The following is a 26591-nucleotide window of genomic DNA, read 5'->3' on the forward strand; positions in this document are numbered from 1 at the left end:
ATGCAGCATCTGGATCTGCAAGTGGTGCGCCGGGCGCTGGAGTGGTCGACGGCCGGGCAGCGTGTCTGGTTGTGCACCGTGCTAGCCACCTACGGCTCGGCGCCGCGTGCGCCGGGTTCGTTGCTGGCGGTAAATGCCGACGGGCAGTGGATCGGTTCGCTGTCCGGCGGCTGTGTCGAGGAAGATTTCCTTGAGCGCGTCGCCGAAGGTGCATTCGAGCAAGCGGTCAACGTCGTGCGCTACGGCGAAGGCGATGACCCACGCTCTCGGGTGAGCCTGCCCTGTGGCGGCGTGCTGGATGTCTTGGTGGAAAACCTTGAACCCGATTGTGAGGTGCAGGGGCATTTGCGGGAGCTCGAGTCGGCGCTGTTGGGCCGGCGTCGGTTGATCCGTGAAGTCGATCTGGCCAGTGGGGCGCGCAGTCTGTTCGATGATCGCGAACAGGGTGTGCGCGTCGAGCGCGAAATCGACCGGGTTCGGCTACGCATCGGCGCGGCTCAGCGCTTGTTGCTGGCCGGATATTCCAGCGTCGCGCAGGCCTGTGCGGAATTTGCCGTTGGTTTGGGCTTCGAGGTGATTCTGTGTGATCCACGGGAAGAAGTGCTGGAAGGCGTGGTGTTGGATAACGTGGAGATCCGTCGCCAACTGCCATCGATGTTCATTGCCGACGGTGGCTGCCATAGCGACACGGCAGTGGTGGCACTGACCCACGATCCGCGTATCGATGACCTGGCGATGATGGAAGCGGTGCGCACCGAAGCGTTTTACATCGGTGTGATGGGGTCCATGCAGACATCGCAAAAACGCTTTGAGCGACTGCGACGTATAGGTGGCTTGGGGGACGCGGAGTTGGCGCGGATTCACGCGCCAATCGGTTTGAACCTGGGCAGCAAGACGCCGGCGGAAATTGCCTTGGCGGTGCTCGCTGATATTCTGCGGATTCGCAGTGGTATCCCGAGGGATCGCATCTAACTCTATTGCCCTTGTGGGAGCGAGCCTGCTCGCGAATGCGGTGGATCTGTCGACATCAACGTTGAATGATCAATCGTCTTCGTGAGCAGGCTCACTCCCACAAAGGCTTATGGTGCTGGTCAGTACCCGAACTTGTCCCGCAGCCCGTAATACCAGGCACCCAAAGCCGCAAACGGCGTACGCAGCAATTGACCGCCGGGGAACGGGTAGTGGGGCAGGTCGGCGAACGCATCGAAACGCTCGGCCTGGCCACGCAATGCCTCGGCCAGGACCTTGCCCGCCAGGTGCGTGTAAGTCACTCCATGGCCGCTGCAGCCTTGTGAGTAATAGATATTGTCACCCAAGCGCCCGACTTGCGGCAGGCGCGACAGCGTCAGCAGGAAATTACCGGTCCAGGCGTAATCAATCTTCACGTCCTTGAGCTGCGGGAAGGCCTTGAGCATTTTCGGCCGGATGATTGCTTCGATGTTCGCCGGATCCCGCGCGCCATACACCACGCCGCCGCCGAAAATCAGGCGTTTATCGCCGCTCAGACGGTAGTAGTCGAGCAGGTAGTTGCAGTCCTCGACACAGTAATCCTGAGGTAACAGGCTTTTCGCCAATGCATCGCCCAAAGGCTCGGTAGTGATGACCTGGGTGCCGCAGGGCATCGACTTGGCGGCCAATTCCGGCACCAGATTACCCAGGTAGGCATTGCCGGCCACAATGACGAACTTCGCCCGAACCTTGCCCTGTGGCGTGTGCACCACCGGGTTTGCGCCGCGCTCGATACGCACCGCTGGCGATTGCTCATAAATCGTGCCGCCCAGGGACTCAACAGCCGCCGCTTCGCCCAGCGCCAAATTGAGCGGGTGAATGTGCCCGCCGCTCATGTCGAGCATGCCGCCGACGTATTGATCGCTAGCCACCACATCACGGATTCGTCGTTGGTCCAGCAACTCAAGCTGCGTATGACCGAAACGCTCCCAGAGGCGCTTTTGGGATTCCAGGTGGCCCATCTGCTTGGGAGTGATGGCAGCGAACACGCCACCGTCCTTCAAGTCGCACTGGATGCTGTACTTGGCAACCCGCTCCCGAATGATCCGGCCGCCTTCAAAGGCCATTTGCCCCAGCATTTGTGCCTGCTTGGGACCGACACTGCGTTCGATCACATCAATATCTCGGCTATAGCTGTTGACGATCTGGCCGCCATTGCGCCCCGACGCACCAAAACCCACCTTTGCCGCTTCCAGTAAAGTCACCCGGAAACCGTTCTCCAGCAGGAACAAGGCCGAGGAAAGACCGGTATACCCGGCGCCAATCACACAGACATCCGTCTCAACGTCATCCTGTAAAACCGGGCGCGACGGCGCCGCATTGGCCGATGCGGCGTAGTAGGACTCTGGGTAGGGGGTGCTCGCCATCCTGCTGCCTCTGTTTAATATATTTTACGAGTACATCGATCCTACCCGAGTTGAAAATCTCCCGCCAGCCACCGGAAAATCTTCTTAGCGCCTACAAAATTAAATATTTTGCATATTCATAGGGTTAGCTCGAAAAAAGGTGTTGACACCCCTCCGGAATTCCGTAGAATGCCGCCTCACAGCAGGCACGTAGCTCAGTTGGTTAGAGCACCACCTTGACATGGTGGGGGTCGTTGGTTCGAGTCCAATCGCGCCTACCAAACAAAATCCGCTCTGCTGGGCGGTCTGGAAGGGCTCACCGAAAGGTGGGCCCTTTTTTGTTATCTGTGATTTATGCGCCCGATTCAAAGCACCACTCAGTATTTTTCATCCCCCCCCATATTCCGGGCCGACAGTGTTTGAGTGGCAGTTCTGGTCAAAATGAAAACCAATTCGATTTGTCATTGAACTGTGTGCACCGAATTGCATCCAACCAGAACACGTGACCAATTGTTATGTCGGTTTTGACTGGGAGTGCGGTTGATGGGGAGGCGAACGATGATCAAGTTCTTTGCGGCTTACCTGTCCATTTGCCTCCTGCTTCAATGGACGGTGGTCGAGTCGTCCTCATGGATCGCGTCTCATGTTCTATTACGATGGATCCTGTGACCTGACGTGCCGGGCACGCCCTGATGATCCAGTCGTCACTGTCGCGTAGCCATTCAGGCGTAGAATGAGCAGTGCTACCTCATCTAAAGGAGTCGACCATGATCTCCGACCAAATGAACAAGCAGGCATCCGATAGCAAAACCGTCTGGGATCAATACTTCTGCGCTGCGTTGATTGCCGAGAGCAATTTGACTGCACCTGTTGTGGGGGGCGCTACTCACGAAGACAGGCAGAATCTGTTGATCGAGAGGGCCAAAGCCCTCGCCGACAAGATGATGGAAACCAGAAAATAGTCAGAGCCCAGCCACAGCGCTGGGCTCTTTTTATTTGGCGCTCTTCCCTCGGTGCCAGGAAGAGTGGGTCGTCCTATGCCGCACCTGAACAATTTAGGACTGTCACGAACGTGTTCTGAGCAGGTGCATACCATTGATTCATGGGCTACTACTGACAGGCTGTTTCAACTTCGGCCTGACAGGAGTTTCACGATGCTGACTCATTGGTTGCTTGCGGCGGTTCACCTGATGGCATTTGCGCTGGGGTTCTGGGCAGTTCTGGTCCGAGGTACGAATTTTCGGCGTTTGGCAGCCGGTGCAGGGAAGGCTCGCAGCGTTTTGATAGCAGATAACCTTTGGGGGATTTCTGCGCTCATTCTGCTGGTTACCGGTGGGATGCGAGCTTTTGGCGGGTATGAAAAAGGCACGGACTACTACCTGCATCAGCCCTTGTTTCATCTAAAGATGACGCTTTTCGTCCTTGTTCTGCTGCTTGAAGTGGCGCCGATGGTGGCCCTGATCAAATGGAGGGTGGCGCTAGCACGTGGCGCGGCAATCGATACCGGGCGCGCAACGCTGTTTGCTCGGATCAGCCATATCGAGGCGTTGCTGGTACTGCTGATCGTTGTTGCAGCCACTGGCATGGCGCGTGGTGTGACATTTGGCTAGCTGAATGCGGTCAAGCGCATCTGTGGCGCACACAAGTGCCGTGGATTTCGAGGAAGGGGGCGAGTGAGTAAAGTGGAGGGCGTTGCGCCACATGAATCTTTAGCCAGCCGTCGTTCCGGGGCGAACGGGCTGGCTACTGACTGCATCAGGATTCAGGGGTTTGCGGTTTGGCCGGAGCGGTCAGACCAGCCTGAATGCGCTGATAAATTTCTTCGCGGTGCACCGCAACATCTTTCGGAGCGTTGATGCCAATCCTGACTTGCTGGCCGCTTACGCCGAGGATGGTGATCGTAATGTCATCACCAATGTTTATGCTTTCACCGACTTTGCGGGTGAGTATCAGCATGGTCTTCTCCTTGATTGCTTTGTGGGGCACCTGATTCGGACAGTGCAGAGGTCGGTGGTATGTATAGATTAGTGCGAAGTTTCACAGTTTGGGTGCCTCTTTCTGACGCGCAGATGTAGCATTAATTCCCAAGGCGTAACTATACAGAGGCTGCACCCATCATTCTCGTAGTTTTGTGCCCATTTTGCGGCACTCGGGAAGTATTCATGAGTGTTAAAATCCTCGCTTTAAGCATTCTGAGGGTATCGCGGTGCGCAAAATGGTCTTGGTAATGGCGGTACTGGCGCTGGCGGGATGCGGTGAAGGCAAGCGTGTCGAGGTACCAAAGTCCGCGCCTGCAACAGCCGCCGCTTCTGCGCAGGCAACAGGGCCGCAATGGGATCTGGAAATTCGAGGTGAAACACCTCAGGCCGTCAGCGACCTTAGTGGCTGGTTGATCGAGCACAACTTCATGTCCAACGTCGTCCGCGAAAACGGTAAGGTCCGGGTGCTGATGGGGCCATTCAACTCCAAAGCCGAAGCTGAGGCCAAGCAGGTGGAAGTGGCAGCAGCTATCACCAAGGCGAAAAAGCAGAACATTGAGCTGCTGATCCTGGAGCGTTCAGTCGTGCAGTAACAACGGTTACTGGCGCTATACCAATGTTGGTGGTTAGAAACACAAAGGCCTCGGGAGACGAACCCGGGGCCTTTGTGTATTCAGCGGACGCTCAGCCGCAGGTTTTCATGTCAACGGGCCCGACAAACTCGTTGCCGCGTCCCATGACGCACGCCACGCTCTGATTGCGTTGACGTTCCCAGGCCTGAACCGGGTAGGTCTTATCCCAGGCTTCATACAATTGCCGATCCTGTTTCGAAAGGCGCAATCCGTACTGCTTGCTCATGTAAAAATACGTTCGGGCGATCATGCCGCGGATGGAAGGGCGTGGCATGACCTTCTTCGCCTTGAAATCGACTTGAGTCAGGCACGAACCATATTGACCCGGTTGCTCCGGTAGCCAGCCGAAACTGAAGTTGCTGCGGTCACCGTTCACCTCTCCGATGCTGGGGACCAGGTTATGCAGGTCCGCTTCAGCCTTCTGATAGATGGGGTCGTAGCGCGTGCAGTTCTTGCGTCCGCCTTCTTGCCAACATTGGCGTTGATGGCCAATCTGCCAGGCCGGAACAATGTGCTCCCACTCAATGCGGGCAGCGCGCTTGGCATTTTTACGCGGCACATAACCGCAAGCCGCCAGGTTCACCCGGTTCCCCGTGTATTTACAGCCGCAATAAAACTCGGTGGATTGTGGTGCGTACAGCTTCCAGGCCACTTTCTTGGCTTCGCTGAAGGTGCGCGGCGCGTCGGCCTGGGCGCCCACGGCGACTAACAGGAACAGCAAAGCAAAACATCGGACACGCATTGACTCAGTCTTCCTTCGGCACAACCCAGAAAATCTGCACGCCGCCGTCGTCGCGATAAGCGAGGGTGACGTTGTCGTTCTCGTCGATTTCTTCGAGCAAGCGCTCCCACTCGTCCACGGGTTCGTCCGGAAGACGGAAAATCAAGGCTGCCTTGGCTTTCTGAGCAGTGGGGGAGTTAATGATTTTTTGAACGCGCAAGCCCATGCGGACATAGGCGTCAGGTAGGGCGGAGGAAGTGTCCACGGGATTATCCTTATTAAGCTGTACGTGCATACAGTATTTAACTGTAGGCATTTTCGCAACTGCTTAAAATTCAAGAGAATCCTCTGACAGCAAACTTTTCCATTTGATGTAGGGCGAGGGGAGTTTTTGTCGGTTGGGCGGTGGAACCACTCGCCAAGACTGGCGAGTGGTGAAAACACTGCTCAAGCGGAATCGCTTGAGCGAGGGCGAATCAGTATTCCCAGAACATCCGTTGCAGCTCTTTGCTGTCGTTGGTCTTGGTCAGAGCGACCATGGCCAGGATGCGGGCTTTTTGCGGGTTCAGGTCGTGTGCGACAACCCAGTCATATTTGTCGTCAGGTTGTTCAGCATTTCGCAGCACGAAACCACCGGCGTTGACGTGAGATGAACGGATAATCTGCACGCCATCCTTGCGCAGGGCTTGCAGGCTTGGAACGACCTTTGAGGAGACCGAGCCATTGCCGGTACCGGCGTGGATGATGGCTTTGGCGCCGGACTGTGCCAGTGCCTTGTAAGCCGTATCGCTGACGTTGCCATAGGAGTAGGCGATTTCTACGTCTGGCAGGCTCTTGATGTTCTTGATGTCGAACTCGGAATCCATCGTGTGACGCTTGGCGGGCAAGCGGAACCAGTAGGATTTGCCTTCGACCACCATCCCGAGTGGGCCCCAGGCGCTTTTGAAGGCCTCGGTCTTGATGTTGATCATTTTGCTGACATCCCGACCCGACTGAATTTCATCGTTCATGGTCACCAGAACGCCTTTGCCGCGTGCTTCTTTACTGCTGGCCACGGCCACGGCGTTATACAGGTTCAGCATACCGTCGGCCGACATCGCAGTGCCCGGGCGCATGGAGCCGACCACAATGATGGGTTTGTCGGTTTTTTCCACCAGGTTCAGAAAATAGGCGGTTTCTTCCAGGGTGTCGGTGCCGTGGGTGATCACGATGCCGTCGACGTCTTTGCTGTCGGCCAATTCGGCCACGCGGCGACCCAGCTGCAACAGGTTATCGTTGGTGATGCTCTCGGAGGCAATCTGCATGACCTGTTCGCCACGAACATTGGCCAATTGACTCAGTTCCGGAACGCCGGCGATCAATTTGTCCACGCCGACTTTCGCCGCTTGATAGGTCGCACTGTTGGCAGCGCTGGCGCCCGCACCGGCAATAGTGCCGCCGGTGGCCAGGATTACCACGTTCGCCAGTTTTTGTTGGGTTTCAACTTCTTTTGCCTGAAGGGCGGTAGGCAGGAGCAGCAGGAGGGCCAAGGCGCCCGGAGCAAAATTTTTCAAAGCAGATGTCATTATTTTTCTCTCTAGTAGTGACGGTGCTGGTGCAGGTTCATCTAGATGCGCCCCAAGTGAATCTGAAGGCTCGGGGTATGGGGGAAGAGCAGGATCTGTACCAGTCATCTTTTACGCTGAGAAAAAACGCTCAACCTGCTGATTTGTTTAAGTATTTAAACTGGATGTGTAATGAGGCGTGACCCCAAATGTCCGGATTTCCGAATATCTGACATTTTTGTGTTCGGCTCACCGAAGGATGGAGCGTGAATCAGCGCTAAAGAAATCTGTATTCAGGTCGATCTCCTTCCTGAGGAATCGTTTTTTCAGGGAGTTCACATGTCGTTGACTGTCGGTTTTCCAAGTGCGTCGGTGATCAACATTGGCGGTAAATCACCGGCGACCGTCGAGACGTTGAATGAGTCGGCGTCTGACACCGCGCAGCAGCGGTTGGGTCTGGAGGAGGGCGAGAAGAAAGCGGTCAGCCCCGGCGATGTTCGCGGCTCTGAAACCGAAAGCGGTGACAGTCAAAGCGTCGCGGTCAAAGTGCTGCTCAAGCGGATGCAGGAGTTGCAACAGCAACTGCGTGAACAACAGCAGCAGTTGGCGGCTGTCCAAGCGAGGGAGTTTCCAACGCTGGAAGCCAAGGCGACCGCGGTCATGACGATTCAGGGGCAAATTGCCGATACCTCGGCCGCGTTGTTGCAAGTTACCGCAGCCTTGGTGAAGGAACTGACCAAGGACACCGGCACCGGAAGCGTGATCAATACGACAGCCTAATGAAAACGGTCAGCGCTTGCGGCCCGTTGAGCTCATCAAAGGTTTTTCCGGTCGTTGACAAATTTTGACAAGGTTCGCATAGTTCGATCTACGCAAACGTTTGCGAGGTGCTTTCGGCGGACAAATCCATCGATGAGCACCTCGCAGCCTACGCCGGCGCAAGCGTTGCTCACAATAATCATAAGATCGGAGTGAACCCATGAAGCTGCCATTCGCTGGACGTCTTCTTGCTGTCGCTATGCTGGCTGCCGCATCCGCCGCGCTGCCTGTCTCTTCGGCCTTCGCCGAGTCCCCGGAAAAACCCAAGGTCGCGCTGGTCATGAAGTCCCTGGCCAACGAATTCTTCCTGACCATGGAAGACGGCGCCAAGGCTTACCAGAAAGACCACTCCGGTGAATTCGAGCTGATTTCCAACGGTATCAAGGATGAAACGGATACTGCCAACCAGATCCGTATCGTCGAGCAAATGATTGTTTCCAAAGTCGATGCCCTGGTCATCGCACCGGCTGATTCCAAGGCAATGGTTCCGGTGATCAAAAAAGCGGTGGATGCTGGTATCACGGTGATCAACATCGATAATCAGCTCGACCCGATGGTGCTCAAAAGTAAAAATATCAGCGTTCCGTTCGTAGGCCCGGATAACCGCAAAGGTGCGCGCCTGGTCGGTGAGTACCTGGCCAAACAGCTCAACGTCGGTGACGAAGTCGGCATCATCGAAGGCGTATCCACCACCACCAATGCCCAGGCCCGCACCGCTGGTTTCAAGGACGCAATGGAGGCCGCGCAGATCAAGGTGGTGTCGGTTCAGTCCGGTGACTGGGAAATCAATAAGGGCAACCAGGTGGCTTCTGCCATGCTCAGCGAATACCCGCAGATCAAAGCCCTGCTGGCCGGTAACGACAGCATGGCGGTGGGGGTCGTGTCAGCCGTGCGCGCGGCAGGCAAGACCGGTAAGGTGCAAGTGGTTGGTTATGACAACATAAACGCCATCAAACCGATGCTCAAAGACGGTCGTGTGCTGGCTACTGCCGACCAGTTTGCCGCCAAGCAAGCCGTGTTTGGCATCGAGTCTGCGTTGAAAATCATCAAGGGCGAAAAAGTCGACAGCGCCAACGGTGTGATCGAGACTCCGGTAGAGCTGGTTACGAAGTAATCCTCTGGCGACCCAACGGTGCTCGCCTGCATGGGTGAGCGCATGGAGATTTTTATGTCCGTTCGCACCCCGAACGCTGTCCTCTCTGTCAGTGGTATCGGCAAGACCTACGCCCAACCGGTCCTCACCGGCATCAACCTGACGCTCATGCGCGGCGAGGTGCTGGCACTGACCGGCGAGAACGGCGCGGGCAAAAGCACGCTGTCGAAGATCATTGGCGGACTGGTTGTGCCGACCACGGGGCAGATGCAATTTCAGGGGCAGGATTATCGCCCTGGCAGTCGGGCCCAGGCTGAAGACCTGGGCATCCGCATGGTCATGCAGGAATTGAATCTGCTGCCGACCCTGTCGGTGGCGGAGAACCTGTTTCTCGATAACTTGCCCGGCAACGGCGGCTGGATCAGCCGCAAGCGATTGCGCATGGCTGCCCTTGAAGCCATGGCTCAGGTCGGACTCGATGCAATCGATCCGGACACTCTGGTCGGCGAGCTGGGCATCGGTCACCAGCAAATGGTCGAAATCGCCCGCAACCTGATCGGCGATTGCCACGTGCTGATCCTCGACGAACCCACGGCGATGCTCACCGCCCGTGAAGTCGAGATGTTGTTCGAGCAAATCACCCGCCTGCAGGCCCGTGGCGTATCGATCATCTATATCTCCCATCGCCTTGAAGAACTCGCCCGGGTGGCCCAGCGCATTGCTGTATTGCGTGATGGCCACCTGGTGTGCGTCGAACCGATGGCTAATTACAACAGCGAGCAATTGGTCACCTTGATGGTCGGCCGTGAGCTCGGCGAACACATCGACATGGGGGCGCGCAACATCGGTGCTCCGGCGTTGACGGTCAAGGGCCTGACCCACGCCGACAAGGTTCGTGACGTGTCCTTCGAAGTGCGCGCCGGCGAGATCTTCGGTATTTCCGGTTTGATCGGGGCAGGGCGCACCGAATTGCTGCGCCTGATCTTCGGCGCCGATACAGCCGACAGCGGCACGGTGGCGCTGGGCTCACCGGCGCAGGTTGTCAGTATCCGTTCTCCGGTGGACGCGGTTAGCCATGGCATCGCCCTGATTACCGAAGACCGCAAGGGTGAAGGCCTGCTGTTGACGCAGTCGATCAGCGCCAACATCGCGCTGGGCAACATGCCCGGCATTTCCAGTGGCGGCTTTGTCAATAACGGCGATGAGCTCTCCTTGGCCCAGCGTCAGATCGATGCCATGCGCATTCGCAGCTCTGGCCCGACACAATTGGTCAGCGAACTGTCCGGCGGTAACCAGCAGAAAGTGGTAATCGGTCGTTGGCTGGAGCGAGATTGCTCGGTGTTGCTGTTTGACGAACCGACCCGGGGTATCGACGTCGGTGCCAAGTTCGATATCTATGCGCTGCTCGGTGAGCTGACTCGCCAGGGCAAAGCGCTGGTGGTGGTGTCCAGCGACCTGCGCGAATTGATGTTGATCTGCGACCGGATTGGCGTGTTGTCAGCGGGACGCCTGATCGACACCTTCGAGCGTGACAGCTGGACTCAGGATGACTTGCTTGCGGCCGCATTTGCCGGCTACCAAAAACGTGATGCGCTGCTCAATGAAGCAGCGCCTAGGGATTTCCCATGAAAACCGCATCTTTAGCCGGCAAACGCAGCGGCAACTTTTATGGCCTCGGCACCTATCTGGGTCTGGCCGGTGCCTTGCTGGCGATGGTTGTGCTGTTCTCGATCCTGAGCAGCCATTTCCTGTCTTACGACACGTTCAGTACGTTGGCCAACCAGATTCCTGACCTGATGGTGCTGGCGGTCGGGATGACGTTCGTGTTGATCATCGGGGGAATCGATCTATCAGTGGGCTCGGTGTTGGCGCTCGCCGCCTCAACGGTCAGCGTGGCGATTCTCGGCTGGGGCTGGAGCGTCCTGCCCGCCGCGTTGCTCGGCATGGCGGCAGCGGCCTTGGCCGGGACCCTCACCGGTTCGATCACCGTGGCGTGGCGCATTCCGTCGTTCATCGTGTCCCTCGGTGTGTTGGAAATGGCCCGTGGCGTGGCCTATCAGATGACCGGATCGCGCACGGCGTACATCGGCGATGCCTTCGCCTGGTTGTCCAACCCGATCGCCTTCGGGGTTTCGCCGTCGTTTATCATTGCCTTGCTGATCATCTTCATCGCCCAGGCTGTATTGACCCGAACCGTGTTCGGTCGCTACCTGATCGGTATCGGCACCAATGAAGAAGCGGTGCGGTTGGCGGGAATCAATCCCAAGCCCTACAAAATCCTGGTGTTCAGCCTGATGGGCTTGTTGGCTGGAATCGCCGCGCTGTTTCAGATTTCGCGCCTGGAAGCGGCGGACCCGAACGCTGGCTCCGGCCTGGAGCTGCAAGTGATCGCCGCAGTGGTGATCGGTGGCACCAGCCTCATGGGTGGGCGTGGTTCAGTCATCAGTACGTTCTTTGGCGTGTTGATCATTTCCGTCCTGGCGGCCGGCCTGGCGCAGATCGGCGCCACCGAGCCGACCAAGCGCATCATCACCGGCGCGGTGATCGTGGTCGCGGTGGTGCTCGACACCTACCGCAGTCAACGCGCAAGTCGGCGGGCCTGAGTCATGGCAACGATCAAAGATGTGGCAGCACTCGCGGGGATTTCCTACACCACGGTTTCCCACGTGGTGAACAAGACCCGACCGGTCAGCGAAGAAGTGCGGATCAAGGTAGAGGCAGCGATCAAGACCCTGGACTATGTGCCCAGCGCCGTGGCCCGTTCCCTCAAGGCCAAAACTACCGCGACCATCGGTTTGCTGGTACCCAACAGCCTCAACCCGTACTTCGCCGAGCTGGCTCGGGGTATCGAGGATTACTGCGAGCGTAACGGTTACTGCGTGATTCTCTGCAATTCCGACGACAACCCGGACAAACAGCGCAGTTACCTGCGTGTATTACTGGAAAAACGCATCGACGGCCTGATCGTCGCGTCGGCAGGCGGTGACAGCGGGTTGGTGCAGGGCCTGGCAGGTGTGCGTACGCCGATGGTGATCGTCGACCGCGGATTGGAAGGGGTCGATGCGGACCTGGTGCGTATCGATCACGAGTACGGTGCCTACCTCGCGACTCGACACTTGTTGGAGTTGGGGCACCGTGACATCGCCACGATCAGTGGACCGGCGTCCACCAGCGTCGCGCAAATGCGTCTGGCGGGTTTCTGCCGGGCGCTGCAAGACGCGGGCATCGAAGTGCCCAGTGAGCGCATGCTGGAAAGTGACTTCACCAGCACTGGCGGCTACAACGCCGCCGCGATTCTGCTGGATAGAGATCCGCCCAGCGCCATTTTCGCGGCCAACGACATGATCGGTATCGGCGTGCTGCGCGCGGCAGCCGAGCGCAATGTTCGCGTACCGACGGAGCTGTCGGTGATTGGCTTCGACGATATCCAGATGAGCCGCTATGTCTATCCGGCATTGACCACCGTCGGCCAATCAATCCTGCAACTTGGCGAGATGGCCGCTGAAGTCCTGCTGAGAAGAATCGCCAAGCCGGAACTGATGACCGAGCAACGGATCGTGACGCCGAGCATTGTCATGCGGGAATCGACCGCGCCATTGGCGGGTAATTTTGCCGAATACCGCTGAAATCGAATGAATGAGTAGCAATGTATGCCAGCAAAAGTAGTGGTTATAGGCAGTCTGAACATGGACCTGGTGACCCGGGCGCCGCGGTTGCCGAAGGGCGGAGAAACGTTAATCGGTCAGTCGTTCACCACCGTATCCGGCGGCAAGGGTGCGAATCAGGCCGTGGCCGCCGCGCGACTGGGTGCCCAGGTGTCGATGGTCGGCTGTGTAGGTCGGGATGCCTACGGTGAGGCGCTGCAGGGAGCCTTGTTGGCCGAGCAAATCGATTGTCAGGCGGTCAGCGCCGTGGAGGGAGCCAGCGGTGTGGCGCTGATTGTGGTGGACGACGACAGCCAGAACTCGATCGTTATTGTTGCTGGTGCCAACGGCGCACTGACGCCGGCGCTGATCGGGTGCTTCGACTCGGTCCTGCAGGATGCCGACGTGATCATCTGTCAGCTGGAAGTGCCGGATGCCACGGTGGGCCATGCACTCAAGCGCGGCCGGGAGCTGGATAAGACCGTGATCCTTAATCCGGCGCCGGCGAGCCACCCATTGCCTCCAGAATGGTACGCGAACATCGACTATCTGATTCCCAACGAAAGTGAAGCCTCGGCACTGAGCGGTTTGCCAGTGGACTCTCGACAAACCGCGCAAGTCGCGGCGACACGCTTGATCGAGATGGGCGCCGGCAAGGTCATCATCACCCTCGGTGCCCAGGGTTCGCTGTTCGCCAATGGTCAGCGCTTCGAGCATTTTCCTGCGCCAGCCGTGAAAGCGGTCGACACCACGGCGGCCGGGGATACGTTCGTCGGTGGTTTTGCCGCCGCGTTGGCGAGTGGTAAAAGCGAAGCCGAAGCAATCCGTTTTGGCCAGGTTGCTGCAGCCCTTTCGGTCACGCGGGCGGGCGCGCAACCCTCGATTCCCACCTTGTCAGAAGTCCAGGCGTTCAAGGCTCCATGAAGAAGACACCGTTGCTCAATATTGCGCTGTCGCGCTTGATCGCCTCCCTTGGCCATGGCGACAAAGTGGTCATCGGTGATGCGGGGTTGCCGGTTCCTCCGGGCGTGGAGCTGATCGATCTGGCCCTGACTCAGGGTGTACCGGATTTCATCAGCACCCTGAAAGTTGTGCTTAGCGAAATGCAGGTCGAAAGCCATGTGCTGGCCAGTGAAATTCTGGAGAAAAAACCATCGGTCCTGGCACCTCTGGACGAGCTGAATGCCTACGGGGCGTTGGGGCCGCGTGAATTGCTGAGCCATGAGCAATTCAAGATACTCAGTCGGCAGGCCCGGGCGATTGTGCGGACCGGCGAATGCCAGCCGTACTGTAACGTCGTACTGATTGCTGGAGTGACGTTTTAACCCGTTTCTGTTTTTATCCGGCACATGGCGTGCGCCCTCTATCGTGATACCGGAAAACTGCCCAACCGCTTCGGAGCCTGCTGCTTTTGTCCATGATTACCGCAACCAGCGCTCGCGCGGCGCAAAAGATCGACCTGATCATCGATACTGATCCGGGTGCCGACGATGTGGTTGCCTTGCTGTTTGCGCTGGCATCGCCGCAGGAGTTGAACATCCGCGCATTGACCACCGTCGCCGGCAATGTGCGTCTGGACAAGACATCGCGTAATGCAAGGTTGGCGCGCGAGTGGGCAGGGCGCGAGGAGGTGCCGGTCTACGCTGGAGCGAAAAAACCGCTGATGCGCAAACCCATCTATGCCGAGAACATTCATGGCATGGAAGGGTTGTCGGGCGTGACCGTGTATGAGCCCGGTAAGGGCCTCGCCGAGGGCAACGCGGTCGACTACCTGGTCGATACCCTGATGACGGCCGAAGCTCACAGCATCACCCTTGCCATGCTGGGACCGCAGACCAACCTGGCCCTGGCGCTGATTCAGGAGCCGGGCATCGTTCAAGGCATCAAGGAAGTGGTGGTCATGGGCGGAGCGCACTTCAACGGTGGCAACATCACGCCGGTGGCAGAGTTCAACCTGTTCGCCGATCCGCAAGCGGCCGAGGTGGTGCTTGAAAGTGGTGTGGCATTGACCTATCTGCCGCTGGATGTGACCCACAAGATCCTCACCAGCGACGCGCGCGTGCAGCGGATCGCCGCGTTGAACAATACCGCCAGCAAGCGGGTGATTGAGATTCTGAATGACTACATCAAGCCCGACATGGAGCAATACGGCATCCCGGGTGGCCCGGTGCACGATGCTGCGGTCATCGCCTATCTGCTCAAGCCGCAGCTGTTCAGTGGGCGTGCGGTCAATATGTTGATCGACAGTCGCGAAGGACCGACCTTTGGTCAGACCATCGTCGACTGGTATGACTGTCTCAAGTCGCCAAAGAATGTCCTCTGGGTAGAGAGCGCCGACGCCGAGGGCTTCTTCGATCTGCTGACCGAGCGACTGGCTCGTCTGAAATAGTCCTCATGTTCGAAGGTTGGGCTATTACGCCTTTTCCGAATGTCCGGTGTGGTGGTTCGTTGGATACTTTTCGAAAATTTGCTCGATGAAGGATTGAGCGGCCTCGGTGCCCAGTTCCTTGACCAGTAGATCGATACCGATGATCGCGAGTTCTTCCGGACTGCCGGGACTGTAGGAGCTGTGACCTTCTGGCCACTTGGCTTTGATGTCGGCGTCGATGCTTACGGTGGTCATGATGGCGCTCGCACAGTCGGAGGGGCTGGAGCGTCGAGTTAACCATTTTGCGGCGTCTTTGGCACTCCGACTTAGGCATGAGTGAGAGGCTATGCGACACTTGGCCTTTGATGACTTTTCAAGGACTGCGCTGTGCAGATTGATTTGAACACCCATGACGGCTTGACCCTTGACGCAGTACGTCAGCTGCTGGCATCTGCCAGCGACGATGAGCACACGCAATTACGAGTGACCAAGGGTGGCATCGCCTATATTTCATCAGGCGTTGTGGGCGGCACCGATATAGATGGATTGCTGTTCCGTCTGGAAACCTGGGCCAAGGGGTCCGGTTATGTCGGGCGGGTCGCGGCGAGTGATGAGGTTTGGGTCATGCAGATCTTCAATGCGTTGAAGCAGAACTGGCCGAAGCCAGCCTATGACTACATTGACGTCTATTGAGCGTTTTTCATATTCAGTCACGATTGAAGGATGAAGGGCAGGGTGGTGCTCAGGCAAACTTGCCGTTTGTCTGCGCAACGGGACAGGTCGCCAATAGTCCTTGTGAAACCAATCGCCGGAATGGCGGTCGCACGATCTCAGCTTAACTCTCGAAAAAAGGAGGCTTCATGCCTTGGAAGCTCGCGTCATTGGGTACTTTGTTGGGCGCTGCCCTGCTGGCCGGTTGCAGTACAGCCACCACTGAGTCGGCAACAGACCCTGTAACGACGACTGACACAGGTCACAGCCGTTGTGAGGCCAAAGCGGCCGAATTCACCATTGGCAAACAGGCTTCGCCCGAGCTGCTGGAGCAGGCGAGAAAACGCGCGGGCGCACAGAATGCGCGATTCCTGCAGCCTAACGATATGGTGACGCTGGAGTATCGCTCCGATCGTTTGAACCTGAATACCGATGCCAATCGGGTCGTCACTCGCGTCAACTGCGGCTGATCCTTCAGGCTTTTGCGTTACCCATAAAAAACCCCGTCACATGGACGGGGTTTTTTTAGTGCGCCTGGAAATTACTCTGGGCGAACTTGAGCAGCTTGCATACCCTTTTGGCCTTTCTCAGCCACGAAGGAAACGGTTTGGCCTTCTTTCAGGCTTTTGAAACCGTCGCTTTCGATAGCTTTGAAGTGTACGAACAGGTCGTCACCGCCACCTTGAGGAGTGATGAAGCCGAAGCCTTTTTCATCGTTGAACCATTTAACGGTGCCGGTTTGGCGATTAGACATGGTGTATCTCCAAGAAACATATATTTTCAGTAGTACTGTGCTGCTCAGGCCAACTGGGCACACCGGGGTATCATAGTCGAAATGTTCGCTTTGGGAGCCCCCCGCGGCCGCTGTTTGCCCAACTGTCGCACATTCTTTGTTGTCTTATGCGGCTGAAAGCCCCGTTTTAAAAGGCTTTCAGCTGAAAGTAAAGACGATAAAAAAAGCTGTAAAACCTGCATAAATCGTAGGAAAAAGCACTTTTCACAGGCCATTCATCGGCTGAAAGCACCTTTTAGCGCGTTGACAGGCTTATTTTTTCACCGGATTAGTGGCCTTGCACTTGGAAATCTGGGTCAGTGCTTGCTGCCGCAGTTCCGGGGTAGCCTGGTTATCCATCAAGGACTGAAGGTCCTTGGCCGGGTAAGACTTGATCGCATCGGCACCGCAAGCACAGTGCGCCTTTGCCGCCGCAGCGCCGATCTGCGGGGTGGCTGCCTGGGTGCACTGCGCCATGTACTTCTCGCGCTCACCCTTGGGCCATTCGGCGTGGGCGGCCAGCGGCAGCAACAGGACGATGGGGGCGACTACAGCGAACAAACGATTCAGACGCATGCCGGGATGCTCCTTGTGGGTCAATGTCTTGTTATCTGAGGGGTAAAGCACCGATCTAGTTCAGCACTCTGGCATAAAAACAGTGGATTTTCCCCGACAGAAAACCGCTGCGGCGCCACGATCGCTCATCTGTGCTAGCATGCCCGGCTCGAGCACTTGCAGGCACCGGTCGACCTACAGTCCCGTGTGCGGTAGATGCCCGAATTAATCCTGATTTGAATCCCAGTCACTCTGGTTCGGTTTTCCGGTTGGCCGCAAGGCTCCTGCCGCTGTAAGGCAGGCGTTCGTCATTGAATGGCCTGGATCGGATCTTGTACTGGCTCATCCCAACCCACGTGACCTTTGGTAGGGGTCACCACTAGGAGAGGAGGCGCCATGCCAACTATTACTCTTCCCGACGGCAGTCAACGCTCATTCGATCACCCGGTTTCCATTGCCGAGGTCGCCGCATCCATTGGTGCCGGTCTGGCCAAGGCCACTGTGGCCGGCAAGGTCAATGGCAAGCTGGCTGATGCCAGCGACATCATCGACAGCGACGCTACGCTGCAAATCATCACGCCAAAGGATGAAGAGGGGCTGGAGATCATTCGTCACTCTTGCGCCCACCTGGTGGGGCACGCGGTCAAGCAACTGTACCCGACCGCCAAAATGGTCATCGGCCCGGTGATTGACGAAGGTTTCTATTACGACATCGCCTACGAGCGTCCTTTCACTCCGGACGATCTGGCTGCCATCGAACAGCGCATGCAGCAGCTGATCGAAAAAGATTACGACGTGATCAAGAAAGTCACTCCGCGCGCCGAAGTGATCGAAGTGTTCAAGTCCCGCGGTGAAGACTACAAGTTGCGCCTGGTCGAGGACATGCCGAACGAGCAGGCCATGGGCCTGTACTATCACGAAGAATATGTCGACATGTGCCGCGGTCCACACGTGCCGAACACCCGCTTCCTGAAATCCTTCAAGCTGACCAAGTTGTCCGGCGCCTACTGGCGCGGTGATGCAAAGAACGAGCAATTGCAGCGCGTTTATGGCACCGCGTGGGCCGACAAGAAGCAGCTGGCTGCCTACATCCAGCGCATCGAAGAGGCCGAGAAGCGCGATCACCGCAAGATCGGCAAACGTCTGGGCCTGTTCCACACCCAGGAAGAGTCGCCGGGCATGGTGTTCTGGCACCCGAATGGCTGGACCCTGTACCAGGTGCTTGAGCAGTACATGCGCAAGGTGCAGCGTGACAACGGTTACCTGGAGATCAAGACGCCCCAGGTTGTTGACCGCAGCCTGTGGGAGAAATCCGGGCACTGGGCCAACTATGCCGACAACATGTTCACCACTCAGTCGGAAAACCGCGACTACGCCATCAAGCCCATGAACTGCCCTTGCCACGTGCAGGTGTTCAATCAGGGGCTGAAGAGCTACCGCGAGTTGCCGATGCGTCTGGCCGAATTCGGTGCCTGCCACCGTAACGAGCCATCGGGCGCGTTGCACGGCATTATGCGCGTGCGTGCGTTCACTCAGGATGACGCCCACATCTTCTGCACTGAAGAGCAGATGCAGGCTGAATCCGCTGCATTCATCAAGCTGACCATGGATGTCTACGCCGACTTCGGCTTCAAAGACATTGAAATGAAGCTGTCCACTCGTCCGGAAAAGCGCGTCGGTTCCGATGAGTTGTGGGATCGCGCCGAAGCCGCACTGGCCGCAGCCCTTGATAGTGCGGGCCTGCCGTACGATTTGCAGCCGGGAGAGGGGGCGTTCTACGGTCCGAAGATTGAATTCTCGCTGAAAGATTGCCTCGGTCGCGTGTGGCAATGTGGTACCTTGCAGCTCGATTTCAACCTGCCTGTCCGTCTGGGCGCCGAATTTGTCTCCGAAGACAACAGCCGCAAGCACCCGGTGATGTTGCACCGGGCGATTCTGGGTTCGTTCGAGCGTTTCGTCGGAATTCTGATCGAGCACTACGAGGGGGCATTCCCAGCGTGGCTGGCGCCGACTCAGGCTGTGGTGATGAATATCACTGATAAACAGGCAGATTTTGTCGCTCAGGTCGAAAAAACTCTCAACGAAAGCGGGTTTCGTGCCAAGTCTGACTTGAGAAATGAAAAGATCGGCTTTAAAATCCGCGAGCATACTTTGCTCAAGGTTCCATATCTCTTGGTTATTGGAGATAAGGAAGTCGAGACTCAGACTGTCGCTGTGCGCACTCGTGAAGGTGCTGACTTGGGCTCGATGCCCGTCGCCCAGTTCTCCGAGTTTCTCGCACAAGCGGTTTCCCGGCGTGGTCGCCAAGATTCGGAGTAATTATTATTAAGCGTGATATGAGACAAGATAAACGAACTGCACCGAAAGCCCCGATCAACGAGAATATCTCGGCACGCGAGGTTCGGTTAATTGGCGCTGACGGCGAGCAGATTGGCATCGTCTCGATTGATGAAGCGCTCCGTATCGCTGAAGAAGCCAAGCTTGATCTGGTAGAAATCTCCGCTGACGCAGTCCCGCCTGTTTGCCGGGTGATGGACTACGGCAAATCGATCTTCGAAAAGAAGAAGCAGATTGCAGCGGCGAAGAAGAACCAGAAGCAGATTCAGGTAAAAGAAATCAAGTTTCGTCCAGGGACGGAGGAAGGGGATTACCAGGTAAAACTACGCAACCTGGTACGTTTCCTGAGTGACGGGGACAGGGCCAAGGTATCCTTGCGATTCCGCGGCCGTGAGATGGCCCACCAGGAGCTGGGGATGGAACTCCTCAAGCGAGTCGAAGTTGACTTGCAAGAGTACGGTTCGGTCGAACAGCATCCTAAGATGGAAGGACGCCAGCTGATCATGGTCATCGCCCCGAAAAAGAAGAAGTAATCAACAGGGCACGGCAGGCCTTCTGATTATGTTTATCAACTGAATGCGGAGTATCCGAACATGCCAAAAATGAAAACCAAAAGTGGTGCTGCCAAGCGGTTTCTGAAAACTGCTAACGGCATCAAGCACAAACACGCTTTCAAGAGCCACATCCTGACCAAAATGTCGACCAAGCGTAAGCGTCAACTGCGCGGTAGCAGCTTGCTGCATCCGTCTGACGTGGCAAAAGTCGAGCGCATGCTGCGCCTTCGTTAATTTTAGTCAAGAATAGAGGAAGTAACTCATGGCTCGTGTAAAGCGTGGCGTCATTGCCCGTAAACGTCACAAAAAAATTCTGAAACTTGCTAAAGGCTACTACGGCGCTCGTTCGCGCGTATTCCGTGTTGCCAAGCAAGCGGTAATCAAGGCAGGCCAATACGCCTACCGTGACCGTCGTCAGAAAAAACGTCAGTTCCGCGCTCTGTGGATCGCTCGTATCAACGCTGGTGCTCGTATCAACGGTCTGTCCTACAGCCGTTTCATCGCCGGCCTGAAAAAAGCGTCCATCGAGATCGACCGTAAGGTTCTGGCTGATCTGGCAGTGAACGAAAAAGCGGCGTTTGCTGCGATTGTCGAGAAAGCTAAAGCCACCTTGGCTTAAGTACCCCCGACAGTCACCCGGCCTCACCTCTGTGGGGTCAGGTGTTAAACGTCATAAATAGGGGAAGAGCCTTCAAGCTCTTCCCCTATTTCGTATCTGGAGTCTGTACATGGAAAACCTGGACGCGCTCGTCTCTCAAGCACTAGAGGCTGTGCAAAGCGCTGAAGATATCAATGCCCTGGAGCAAATCCGGGTTCACTACCTTGGCAAGAAAGGTGAATTGACTCAGGTGATGAAGACCCTGGGGAATTTGCCGGCAGAAGAGCGTCCGCAAGTCGGCGCGCTGATCAACGTTGCCAAGGAGCGTGTCACAGAGGTTCTCAATGCGCGCAAGGCGCTGTTCGAGGAGGCCGATCTTGCGGCCAAGCTCGCCGCCGAATCCATTGACGTGACCCTGCCTGGCCGCGGCCAGACCTCTGGCGGTCTGCATCCGGTTACCCGGACTCTGGAACGTATCGAGCAGTTCTTCACCCGCATCGGCTACGGTATCGCCGAAGGCCCCGAGGTCGAAGACGATTACCACAACTTCGAAGCACTCAACATCCCAGGCCATCATCCGGCCCGGTCGATGCATGACACCTTCTATTTCAATGCAAACATGCTGTTGCGTACCCATACCTCGCCGGTACAGGTTCGCACCATGGAGTCCAAACAGCCGCCGATCCGCATTGTCTGCCCGGGCCGTGTGTACCGCAGCGACTCCGATATCACTCACTCGCCGATGTTTCACCAGGTCGAAGGCCTGCTGGTCGATCGCGATATCAACTTCGCCGACCTGAAAGGCACTATCGAAGAGTTCCTGCGTGTGTTCTTCGAAAAAGAACTGGCCGTGCGTTTCCGCCCTTCGTACTTCCCGTTCACCGAGCCGTCCGCTGAAGTCGACATGGAATGCGTGATGTGCAGCGGTAAAGGCTGCCGCGTCTGCAAGCAGACCGGTTGGCTGGAAGTCATGGGCTGCGGCATGGTTCACCCGAACGTGCTGCGCATGTCCGGGATCGACCCGGAAGAATTTTCGGGCTTTGCCTTCGGCATGGGCGTTGAACGTCTGGCCATGCTGCGTTACGGCGTGAACGACTTGCGTCTGTTCTTCGACAACGACTTGCGGTTCCTCGCGCAATTTCGCTAGTCGTAACGAATTCTTAGGAGAGCAGGATGAAATTCAGTGAACAATGGCTGCGTGGCTGGGTAAGCCCGCAGGTAAGTCGCGACGAGCTGGTCGCTCGTCTGTCGATGGCCGGTCTTGAGGTCGATAGCGTTACGCCGGCCGCCGGTGTATTCAGTGGCGTGATCGTGGGCGAGGTGCTGAGCACCGAGCAACACCCGGACGCCGATAAGCTGCGCGTTTGCCAGGTCAGCAATGGCTCGGAGACTTTCCAGGTCGTATGCGGCGCGCCAAACGTGCGCCCGGGCCTTAAGATCCCGTTCGCCACCCTCGGTGCCGAGTTGCCGGGCGACTTCAAAATCAAGAAAGCCAAGCTGCGTGGCGTTGAGTCCAATGGCATGCTGTGTTCGCAAGCCGAATTGCAGGTGGGTGAAGGCAACGATGGTCTGATGGAGCTGCCGGCCGATGCGCCAGTGGGTCGGGACATTCGTGAATATCTGAATCTGGACGATGCCATCATCGAGGTCGACCTGACCCCGAACCGTGGCGACTGCCTGTCCCTGGCAGGTCTGGCCCGTGAAGTCGGTGCACTGTATGCCGCCCCGGTCACTCGTCCGGTGGTTGCTAGCGTTCCAGTCGCGCACGATGAAGTGCGTCCGGTCGAAGTACTGGCGCCTACTGCTTGCCCGCGTTACCTGGGGCGCGTGATCCGTAACGTCGACTTGTCCAAGCCTACGCCGTTGTGGATGGTCGAGCGCCTGCGTCGTGCCGACGTACGCAGCATTGATGCAGCTGTCGACATCACCAACTATGTCATGCTGGAGCTGGGTCAACCGCTGCATGCCTTCGATCTCGCCGAAATCAATGGCGGCATCCGCGTGCGCATGGCCGAAGAGGGCGAGAAGCTGGTGCTGCTCGACGGTCAGGAAGTCAGCCTGCGTAGCGATACGCTGGTGATTGCCGACCATACCCGCGCCCTGGCCATCGCCGGCGTCATGGGTGGCGAGCACAGTGGCGTCAACACCGCGACCACCCGCGATGTTTTCCTGGAAAGCGCGTTTTTCGATCAGATCGCCGTCGCTGGCAAGGCCCGTTCCTATGGCCTGCACACTGACGCATCGCACCGCTACGAGCGTGGCGTGGACTGGCAATTGGCCCGTGAAGCCATGGAGCGCGCCACTGGCCTGCTGCTGGAAATCACCGGTGGCGAAGCCGGCCCGATCATCGAAACCGTCAGTGAGCAGCACCTGCCGTCGATTGCTCCGGTGACTCTGCGTGCTCAACGCATCACCCAGATGCTGGGCATGGAAATGGATTCGGCCGAAGTCGAGCGTCTGCTCAGTGGTCTGGGTCTGAAGATTTCTGCTGATGGAGCAGGGCAGTGGCGCGTAGAAGTGCCAAGCCATCGCTTCGACATCAGCCTGGAAGTCGATCTGATCGAAGAACTGGCCCGTCTGTATGGTTACAACCGCTTGCCGGTACGTTACCCGCAAGCGCGCCTGGCGCCACAAGCCAAGGCCGAGGCTCGTAGCGAGCTGCCGGAGCTTCGCCGTCTGCTGGTTGCCCGTGGTTATCAGGAAGCGATCACCTATAGCTTCATCGACCCGAAGCAGTTCGAACTGTTTAATCCCGGTGTCGAGCCGCTGCTGCTGGCCAATCCGATTTCCAACGACATGGCTGCCATGCGTTCCTCCCTGTGGCCAGGCCTGGTCAAGGCGCTTCAGCACAACCTGAATCGTCAGCAGGATCGCGTGCGTCTGTTCGAAAGCGGCCTGCGCTTCGTCGGTCAGCTCGAAGGTTTGAAGCAAGAGCCGATGCTGGCGGGTGTGGTGTGCGGTAGCCGTCTGCCGGAAGGTTGGGCGCAAGGTCGTGATGTCGTCGACTTCTTCGACGTCAAGGCCGATGTGGAAGCGGTGCTGGGCTTCGCCGGTGCACTGGATACGTTCACTTTCGTGCCAGGCAAGCACCCAGCGTTGCACCCGGGTCAAACCGCTCGCATCGAGCGCGAGGGTCGTCTGGTCGGTTTTGTCGGTGCTATCCACCCGGAGTTGTCGAAAACCCTGGGCCTGGATCGTCCAGTGTTTGTGTTCGAGCTGGTTTTGGCGGAAGTCGCTTCGGGCAAAATGCCAAAATTCCACGAGTTATCGCGCTTCCCTGAAGTGCGTCGTGACCTGGCACTGATTGCGCACCAGGACGTTGCGGCCTCGGCTGTACTGGACGTAATCCGTGAAAATGCAGGCGAATGGCTGACAGACCTCAGGCTCTTTGACGTGTATCAGGGTAAAGGCATTGATCCTGATAGAAAAAGCCTCGCAGTCGGCTTGACCTGGCAGCATCCATCGCGCACTCTTAATGACGATGAGGTGAATTCCACGACGCAAAACATCCTCACCTCGCTCGAACAAAGGTTGGACGCCACGTTAAGGAAGTGACGTATGGGGGCTTTGACGAAAGCTGAGATGGCGGAACGTCTGTATGAAGAGCTGGGCCTGAACAAGCGGGAAGCCAAGGAATTGGTTGAACTGTTTTTCGAGGAAATCAGGCACGCTCTTGAAGACAACGAGCAGGTCAAATTGTCCGGTTTCGGCAATTTCGACCTTCGGGACAAACGCCAGCGGCCTGGCCGCAATCCGAAAACGGGAGAAGAAATCCCGATCACGGCTCGCCGTGTGGTCACCTTTCGTCCAGGCCAGAAGTTGAAGGCCCGAGTTGAGGCTTATGCTGGAACCAAGTCATAACGACGAGCTACCCGTCATCCCAGGCAAACGCTACTTCACCATTGGTGAAGTCAGCGAGCTGTGTGCGGTAAAACCGCATGTACTGCGCTATTGGGAGCAGGAGTTTCCTCAACTCAACCCCGTCAAACGCCGCGGAAACCGCCGGTATTATCAGCGCCAGGATGTGCTGATGATCCGGCAGATCCGCGCGCTTCTTTACGATCAAGGGTTCACCATCGGCGGCGCGCGTCTGCGTTTGTCCGGTGATGAAGCCAAAGACGACACCACGCAATACAAGCAAATGATTCGCCAGATGATTGCTGAGCTGGAAGATGTACTGGTGGTCCTCAAGAAATAAAATTCCTGCTTTTAAATACTTCCAGTTTTCAAAAGCTTGCGATATATTCTTGAGCGTTCCTCGAGAAGAGGAACAGGTTTCACGCCTAGTCGGGGCGTAGCGCAGTCCGGTAGCGCACTAGCATGGGGTGCTAGGGGTCGAGTGTTCGAATCACTCCGTCCCGACCATATAATTCAAGGGGTTGCGAGATTTTATCTCGCGACCCTTTTTTATTTTTTGTCGGTTTTACCCCTACAAAATCTTTGGCTCTGCGTGGATTTACCGTCGCAATTAGCCGGTACCTGCCTGTCGTAAAGGGCTGTAATCGACCCATTGCCGATAGTGATGGAAAAAAAACAATTCGTTTCCGGACGGGCAGGTTCTGCACGTATGGTTCGATGCCACGACGGGATCGTGGCGATCGTGGTAGTGCACGGTCGAGTGGATGTTTTCGAGCCGCGCTCGGTAGCAGTTTCTGGCAGTTCTCCGGTGTATTGGTGGAAAGTGAGATGCCAAAATTCGATGCAACCCCTAGTCAAATCGAACGCAGATGGTTTGTCACATGCAGTGCTATTTCGCAGTCAGCATGATGCAAGTCCTAAAGACGGACACTGGCAAAGGTTGATTCGTCTCGGGCGCTGTAGAGTGTCGACATCGTCTTGGCCAGGGGTGACAGCATCAGGGATTTTGGTACCGGAATCATCGCTACGTGATTCGCGGTGTTGGAGCTGACGCGCTCGTCGCGCGGCGGAATTCCATAGTATTCGCGGTAGCACTTGGAAAAGTGTGGTGTAGATATGAAGCCACAGATAGACGCGACTTCAATGATCGACATGGGGGTCTGCTTGAGCAGTTGTCGTGCGCGAACCAGGCGAAGCTTCAAGTAGTACCGCGATGGCGAGCAATGCAGGTACTTTTGGAACAGGCGCTCAAGTTGACGGCGCGACACCGAAACGTAGACGGCCAGCTCATCCAGATCAATCGGTTCTTCTAGGTTGGCTTCCATCAGTGCGACGATTTCCTGCAATTTCGGCTGGTTGGTGCCGAGCATGTGCTTGAGTGGCACACGCTGGTGATCTTGCTCGTTGCGGATTCGTTCGTAGACGAACATTTCCGAGATTGCGGCCGACAGCTCACGACCATGATCGCGACTGATTAGATGCAGCATCATATCCAGTGGCGCAGTGCCACCGGAGCTGGTGAAACGGTTGCGGTCGAGCGTGAACAGTCGAGTGCTTAAATTGACTCGCTGGAAGGCTTCCTGCATGGCCGCCAGACATTCCCAGTGCACGCTGCAATCGAATCCATCAAGCAATCCGGCAAGGGCCAATGCCCAACTGCCGGTGCATACCGCGCCAAGGCGTTTGGACTGACGCGCCTGGCTCTGCAGCCAAGTAATGTGCTCACGGGTAACAGTGCGTTGAATACCGATGCCACCACAAACGATCACGGTATCCAGGGGCGGGGCTTTGTGCATGGCAGCGTCGGGGGTGATTTGCAGACCGTCGCTGGCCCACACCTGACCACCATCAACGGTCAGGGTAGACCAGCGATACAACTCACGTCCCGATAGCTGGTTGGCCATGCGCAGCGGTTCGACTGCCGAGGCCAGTGAGATCAATGTGAAATTATCCAGCAGCAGAAAGCCTATGGACTGTGGCGTGCTGTTCTGGGGATGAGCCCCGGATTTGTTCGTTAACATCGTTGAATCTCCTCACACTAGGCGAGTGGTG

At 57.0% G+C, this 26591-nt stretch carries 31 protein-coding genes and 2 tRNA genes; 24 read left to right on the forward strand and 9 right to left on the reverse strand.

Annotated elements, in window-relative coordinates:
* Positions 1-972 (forward strand): XdhC family protein, encoded by a 972-nt coding sequence (locus ACSFE6_RS12885; protein ID WP_435427966.1) that lies wholly within the window; start codon positions 1-3, stop codon positions 970-972.
* Between the two features lie 119 nt (positions 973-1091).
* Here the strand turns inward: ACSFE6_RS12885 and ACSFE6_RS12890 are convergent, their stop codons facing one another.
* Positions 1092-2375: an NAD(P)/FAD-dependent oxidoreductase gene (locus ACSFE6_RS12890; RefSeq protein ID WP_435427967.1), complete on the reverse strand. Its 1284-nt coding sequence runs from the start codon at positions 2373-2375 to the stop codon at positions 1092-1094.
* Between the two features lie 183 nt (positions 2376-2558).
* Here ACSFE6_RS12890 and ACSFE6_RS12895 point away from each other — a divergent pair.
* From ACSFE6_RS12895 to ACSFE6_RS12905, 3 genes are all read left to right on the forward strand, one after another.
* Positions 2559-2635 (forward strand) — tRNA-Val (locus ACSFE6_RS12895).
* A gap of 486 nt (positions 2636-3121) precedes the next feature.
* A complete protein-coding gene (locus tag ACSFE6_RS12900; RefSeq protein WP_435427968.1) occupies positions 3122-3316 on the forward strand; it encodes a hypothetical protein in 195 nt (64 codons plus the stop codon).
* A gap of 192 nt (positions 3317-3508) precedes the next feature.
* A complete protein-coding gene (locus ACSFE6_RS12905) occupies positions 3509-3964 on the forward strand; it encodes a DUF2214 family protein (RefSeq protein WP_435427969.1) in 456 nt (151 codons plus the stop codon).
* Between the two features lie 145 nt (positions 3965-4109).
* On the opposite strand, the gene csrA is transcribed toward ACSFE6_RS12905, so the two are convergent.
* Entirely contained in the window at positions 4110-4310 is a 201-nt protein-coding gene (gene csrA / locus ACSFE6_RS12910; RefSeq protein ID WP_128608931.1) for a carbon storage regulator CsrA, read from the reverse strand.
* 250 nt (positions 4311-4560) lie between these two features.
* Here csrA and ACSFE6_RS12915 point away from each other — a divergent pair, with 250 nt between their 5' ends.
* Positions 4561-4926 (forward strand): SPOR domain-containing protein, encoded by a 366-nt coding sequence (locus tag ACSFE6_RS12915; protein WP_435427970.1) that lies wholly within the window; start codon positions 4561-4563, stop codon positions 4924-4926.
* A gap of 91 nt (positions 4927-5017) precedes the next feature.
* On the opposite strand, the gene ACSFE6_RS12920 is transcribed toward ACSFE6_RS12915, so the two are convergent.
* The 3 genes from ACSFE6_RS12920 to ACSFE6_RS12930 all read right to left on the reverse strand — a co-directional run bounded on the left by ACSFE6_RS12920 (position 5018) and on the right by ACSFE6_RS12930 (position 7251).
* On the reverse strand, positions 5018-5707 hold the full coding sequence (locus ACSFE6_RS12920) for an endonuclease (RefSeq protein ID WP_435427971.1): 690 nt from the start codon (positions 5705-5707) through the stop codon (positions 5018-5020).
* 4 nt (positions 5708-5711) lie between these two features.
* Positions 5712-6002, reverse strand: coding sequence for a DUF1654 domain-containing protein (locus ACSFE6_RS12925; RefSeq protein ID WP_435427972.1), 291 nt, complete (start codon positions 6000-6002; stop codon positions 5712-5714).
* Positions 6003-6162: 160 nt separating this feature from the next.
* Positions 6163-7251, reverse strand: coding sequence for an asparaginase (locus tag ACSFE6_RS12930; RefSeq protein WP_435427973.1), 1089 nt, complete (start codon positions 7249-7251; stop codon positions 6163-6165).
* A 318-nt stretch (positions 7252-7569) separates the two neighbouring features.
* On the opposite strand from ACSFE6_RS12930, the gene ACSFE6_RS12935 reads away from it, so the two are divergent.
* The 8 genes from ACSFE6_RS12935 to ACSFE6_RS12970 all read left to right on the forward strand — a co-directional run bounded on the left by ACSFE6_RS12935 (position 7570) and on the right by ACSFE6_RS12970 (position 15175).
* Complete coding sequence (locus ACSFE6_RS12935) at positions 7570-8010, forward strand: hypothetical protein (protein WP_435427974.1); 441 nt, start codon at positions 7570-7572, stop codon at positions 8008-8010.
* 199 nt (positions 8011-8209) lie between these two features.
* Complete coding sequence (locus ACSFE6_RS12940; protein WP_435427975.1) at positions 8210-9163, forward strand: sugar ABC transporter substrate-binding protein; 954 nt, start codon at positions 8210-8212, stop codon at positions 9161-9163.
* A 54-nt stretch (positions 9164-9217) separates the two neighbouring features.
* Complete coding sequence (locus ACSFE6_RS12945) at positions 9218-10771, forward strand: sugar ABC transporter ATP-binding protein (RefSeq protein ID WP_435427976.1); 1554 nt, start codon at positions 9218-9220, stop codon at positions 10769-10771.
* Positions 10768-11745: an ABC transporter permease gene (locus ACSFE6_RS12950; RefSeq protein ID WP_435427977.1), complete on the forward strand. Its 978-nt coding sequence runs from the start codon at positions 10768-10770 to the stop codon at positions 11743-11745. Before ACSFE6_RS12945 ends, ACSFE6_RS12950 begins: the two co-directional genes overlap by 4 nt.
* 3 nt (positions 11746-11748) lie before the next feature.
* Positions 11749-12768, forward strand: a complete 1020-nt coding sequence (locus tag ACSFE6_RS12955) for a LacI family DNA-binding transcriptional regulator (RefSeq protein ID WP_435427978.1) — start codon at positions 11749-11751, stop codon at positions 12766-12768.
* A gap of 24 nt (positions 12769-12792) precedes the next feature.
* The gene (rbsK, locus tag ACSFE6_RS12960) at positions 12793-13710 is read left to right on the forward strand and encodes a ribokinase (protein WP_435427979.1); all 918 of its coding nucleotides are present in this window, start codon (positions 12793-12795) and stop codon (positions 13708-13710) included.
* Positions 13707-14111, forward strand: coding sequence for a D-ribose pyranase (gene rbsD, locus ACSFE6_RS12965; protein ID WP_435427980.1), 405 nt, complete (start codon positions 13707-13709; stop codon positions 14109-14111). Before rbsK ends, rbsD begins: the two co-directional genes overlap by 4 nt.
* 92 nt (positions 14112-14203) lie before the next feature.
* On the forward strand, positions 14204-15175 hold the full coding sequence (locus tag ACSFE6_RS12970) for a nucleoside hydrolase (RefSeq protein ID WP_435427981.1): 972 nt from the start codon (positions 14204-14206) through the stop codon (positions 15173-15175).
* A 24-nt stretch (positions 15176-15199) separates the two neighbouring features.
* Here ACSFE6_RS12970 and ACSFE6_RS12975 read toward each other — a convergent pair whose 3' ends face one another.
* The gene (locus tag ACSFE6_RS12975) at positions 15200-15409 is read right to left on the reverse strand and encodes a hypothetical protein (protein ID WP_435427982.1); all 210 of its coding nucleotides are present in this window, start codon (positions 15407-15409) and stop codon (positions 15200-15202) included.
* 132 nt (positions 15410-15541) lie between these two features.
* On the opposite strand from ACSFE6_RS12975, the gene ACSFE6_RS12980 reads away from it, so the two are divergent.
* Positions 15542-15847 (forward strand): hypothetical protein, encoded by a 306-nt coding sequence (locus ACSFE6_RS12980; RefSeq protein ID WP_435427983.1) that lies wholly within the window; start codon positions 15542-15544, stop codon positions 15845-15847.
* Positions 15848-16014: 167 nt separating this feature from the next.
* On the forward strand, positions 16015-16335 hold the full coding sequence (locus ACSFE6_RS12985; RefSeq protein ID WP_435427984.1) for an I78 family peptidase inhibitor: 321 nt from the start codon (positions 16015-16017) through the stop codon (positions 16333-16335).
* 71 nt (positions 16336-16406) lie between these two features.
* On the opposite strand, the gene ACSFE6_RS12990 is transcribed toward ACSFE6_RS12985, so the two are convergent.
* Both ACSFE6_RS12990 and ACSFE6_RS12995 read right to left on the reverse strand, forming a co-directional pair.
* Positions 16407-16619, reverse strand: coding sequence for a cold-shock protein (locus tag ACSFE6_RS12990; RefSeq protein ID WP_003179963.1), 213 nt, complete (start codon positions 16617-16619; stop codon positions 16407-16409).
* Positions 16620-16910: 291 nt separating this feature from the next.
* Complete coding sequence (locus ACSFE6_RS12995) at positions 16911-17213, reverse strand: hypothetical protein (RefSeq protein WP_435427985.1); 303 nt, start codon at positions 17211-17213, stop codon at positions 16911-16913.
* 375 nt (positions 17214-17588) lie between these two features.
* On the opposite strand from ACSFE6_RS12995, the gene thrS reads away from it, so the two are divergent.
* The 9 genes from thrS (at position 17589) to ACSFE6_RS13040 (ending at position 25046) form a co-directional block, all read left to right on the forward strand.
* Entirely contained in the window at positions 17589-19511 is a 1923-nt protein-coding gene (gene thrS, locus ACSFE6_RS13000) for a threonine--tRNA ligase (RefSeq protein WP_435427986.1), read from the forward strand.
* Complete coding sequence (infC, locus tag ACSFE6_RS13005) at positions 19511-20062, forward strand: translation initiation factor IF-3 (RefSeq protein ID WP_175377598.1); 552 nt, start codon at positions 19511-19513, stop codon at positions 20060-20062. The genes thrS and infC overlap by 1 nt, the downstream gene beginning before the upstream one ends.
* A gap of 60 nt (positions 20063-20122) precedes the next feature.
* Complete coding sequence (gene rpmI, locus ACSFE6_RS13010) at positions 20123-20317, forward strand: 50S ribosomal protein L35 (RefSeq protein ID WP_002553160.1); 195 nt, start codon at positions 20123-20125, stop codon at positions 20315-20317.
* Positions 20318-20345: 28 nt separating this feature from the next.
* A complete protein-coding gene (gene rplT / locus ACSFE6_RS13015; protein ID WP_007905879.1) occupies positions 20346-20702 on the forward strand; it encodes a 50S ribosomal protein L20 in 357 nt (118 codons plus the stop codon).
* A 109-nt stretch (positions 20703-20811) separates the two neighbouring features.
* The gene (gene pheS / locus ACSFE6_RS13020) at positions 20812-21828 is read left to right on the forward strand and encodes a phenylalanine--tRNA ligase subunit alpha (RefSeq protein WP_110967418.1); all 1017 of its coding nucleotides are present in this window, start codon (positions 20812-20814) and stop codon (positions 21826-21828) included.
* 26 nt (positions 21829-21854) lie between these two features.
* Positions 21855-24236, forward strand: a complete 2382-nt coding sequence (gene pheT / locus ACSFE6_RS13025) for a phenylalanine--tRNA ligase subunit beta (RefSeq protein ID WP_435427987.1) — start codon at positions 21855-21857, stop codon at positions 24234-24236.
* A 3-nt stretch (positions 24237-24239) separates the two neighbouring features.
* A complete protein-coding gene (gene ihfA / locus ACSFE6_RS13030; protein WP_002553164.1) occupies positions 24240-24542 on the forward strand; it encodes an integration host factor subunit alpha in 303 nt (100 codons plus the stop codon).
* Positions 24523-24879 (forward strand): MerR family transcriptional regulator, encoded by a 357-nt coding sequence (locus ACSFE6_RS13035; RefSeq protein ID WP_003179985.1) that lies wholly within the window; start codon positions 24523-24525, stop codon positions 24877-24879. Before ihfA ends, ACSFE6_RS13035 begins: the two co-directional genes overlap by 20 nt.
* 90 nt (positions 24880-24969) lie before the next feature.
* Positions 24970-25046: transfer RNA gene (locus ACSFE6_RS13040), tRNA-Pro, on the forward strand.
* Between the two features lie 410 nt (positions 25047-25456).
* Here the strand turns inward: ACSFE6_RS13040 and ACSFE6_RS13045 are convergent.
* Positions 25457-26560 (reverse strand): GlxA family transcriptional regulator, encoded by a 1104-nt coding sequence (locus tag ACSFE6_RS13045; RefSeq protein ID WP_435427988.1) that lies wholly within the window; start codon positions 26558-26560, stop codon positions 25457-25459.
* Positions 26561-26591: the final 31 nt, after the last annotated feature.

Origin of the sequence: Pseudomonas baetica (assembly GCF_051216495.1) — a bacterium.
GTDB classification, from domain to species: domain Bacteria; phylum Pseudomonadota; class Gammaproteobacteria; order Pseudomonadales; family Pseudomonadaceae; genus Aquipseudomonas; species Aquipseudomonas baetica_B.

What these genes read in the sequence shown, in the direction of transcription:
- ACSFE6_RS12925 (WP_435427972.1), bottom strand. Translation starts at nt 6,002, where the DNA reads ATGCCTACAGTTAAATACTGTATGCACGTACAGCTTAATAAGGATAAT.
- rplT (WP_007905879.1), top strand. Translation starts at nt 20,346, where the DNA reads ATGGCTCGTGTAAAGCGTGGCGTCATTGCCCGTAAACGTCACAAAAAA.
- ACSFE6_RS12990 (WP_003179963.1), bottom strand. Translation starts at nt 16,619, where the DNA reads ATGTCTAATCGCCAAACCGGCACCGTTAAATGGTTCAACGATGAAAAA.
- ACSFE6_RS12970 (WP_435427981.1), top strand. Translation starts at nt 14,204, where the DNA reads ATGATTACCGCAACCAGCGCTCGCGCGGCGCAAAAGATCGACCTGATC.
- rbsD (WP_435427980.1), top strand. Translation starts at nt 13,707, where the DNA reads ATGAAGAAGACACCGTTGCTCAATATTGCGCTGTCGCGCTTGATCGCC.
- pheT (WP_435427987.1), top strand. Translation starts at nt 21,855, where the DNA reads ATGAAATTCAGTGAACAATGGCTGCGTGGCTGGGTAAGCCCGCAGGTA.
- thrS (WP_435427986.1), top strand. Translation starts at nt 17,589, where the DNA reads ATGCCAACTATTACTCTTCCCGACGGCAGTCAACGCTCATTCGATCAC.
- ACSFE6_RS13045 (WP_435427988.1), bottom strand. Translation starts at nt 26,560, where the DNA reads ATGTTAACGAACAAATCCGGGGCTCATCCCCAGAACAGCACGCCACAG.
- ACSFE6_RS12955 (WP_435427978.1), top strand. Translation starts at nt 11,749, where the DNA reads ATGGCAACGATCAAAGATGTGGCAGCACTCGCGGGGATTTCCTACACC.
- ACSFE6_RS12985 (WP_435427984.1), top strand. Translation starts at nt 16,015, where the DNA reads ATGCCTTGGAAGCTCGCGTCATTGGGTACTTTGTTGGGCGCTGCCCTG.
- ACSFE6_RS12975 (WP_435427982.1), bottom strand. Translation starts at nt 15,409, where the DNA reads ATGACCACCGTAAGCATCGACGCCGACATCAAAGCCAAGTGGCCAGAA.
- pheS (WP_110967418.1), top strand. Translation starts at nt 20,812, where the DNA reads ATGGAAAACCTGGACGCGCTCGTCTCTCAAGCACTAGAGGCTGTGCAA.
- ACSFE6_RS12930 (WP_435427973.1), bottom strand. Translation starts at nt 7,251, where the DNA reads ATGACATCTGCTTTGAAAAATTTTGCTCCGGGCGCCTTGGCCCTCCTG.
- ACSFE6_RS12940 (WP_435427975.1), top strand. Translation starts at nt 8,210, where the DNA reads ATGAAGCTGCCATTCGCTGGACGTCTTCTTGCTGTCGCTATGCTGGCT.
- ACSFE6_RS13035 (WP_003179985.1), top strand. Translation starts at nt 24,523, where the DNA reads ATGCTGGAACCAAGTCATAACGACGAGCTACCCGTCATCCCAGGCAAA.
- csrA (WP_128608931.1), bottom strand. Translation starts at nt 4,310, where the DNA reads ATGCTGATACTCACCCGCAAAGTCGGTGAAAGCATAAACATTGGTGAT.
- ACSFE6_RS12935 (WP_435427974.1), top strand. Translation starts at nt 7,570, where the DNA reads ATGTCGTTGACTGTCGGTTTTCCAAGTGCGTCGGTGATCAACATTGGC.
- ACSFE6_RS12995 (WP_435427985.1), bottom strand. Translation starts at nt 17,213, where the DNA reads ATGCGTCTGAATCGTTTGTTCGCTGTAGTCGCCCCCATCGTCCTGTTG.
- ACSFE6_RS12890 (WP_435427967.1), bottom strand. Translation starts at nt 2,375, where the DNA reads ATGGCGAGCACCCCCTACCCAGAGTCCTACTACGCCGCATCGGCCAAT.
- ACSFE6_RS12900 (WP_435427968.1), top strand. Translation starts at nt 3,122, where the DNA reads ATGATCTCCGACCAAATGAACAAGCAGGCATCCGATAGCAAAACCGTC.
- ACSFE6_RS12920 (WP_435427971.1), bottom strand. Translation starts at nt 5,707, where the DNA reads ATGCGTGTCCGATGTTTTGCTTTGCTGTTCCTGTTAGTCGCCGTGGGC.
- rbsK (WP_435427979.1), top strand. Translation starts at nt 12,793, where the DNA reads ATGCCAGCAAAAGTAGTGGTTATAGGCAGTCTGAACATGGACCTGGTG.
- rpmI (WP_002553160.1), top strand. Translation starts at nt 20,123, where the DNA reads ATGCCAAAAATGAAAACCAAAAGTGGTGCTGCCAAGCGGTTTCTGAAA.
- ihfA (WP_002553164.1), top strand. Translation starts at nt 24,240, where the DNA reads ATGGGGGCTTTGACGAAAGCTGAGATGGCGGAACGTCTGTATGAAGAG.
- ACSFE6_RS12945 (WP_435427976.1), top strand. Translation starts at nt 9,218, where the DNA reads ATGTCCGTTCGCACCCCGAACGCTGTCCTCTCTGTCAGTGGTATCGGC.
- ACSFE6_RS12950 (WP_435427977.1), top strand. Translation starts at nt 10,768, where the DNA reads ATGAAAACCGCATCTTTAGCCGGCAAACGCAGCGGCAACTTTTATGGC.
- ACSFE6_RS12905 (WP_435427969.1), top strand. Translation starts at nt 3,509, where the DNA reads ATGCTGACTCATTGGTTGCTTGCGGCGGTTCACCTGATGGCATTTGCG.
- ACSFE6_RS12885 (WP_435427966.1), top strand. Translation starts at nt 1, where the DNA reads ATGCAGCATCTGGATCTGCAAGTGGTGCGCCGGGCGCTGGAGTGGTCG.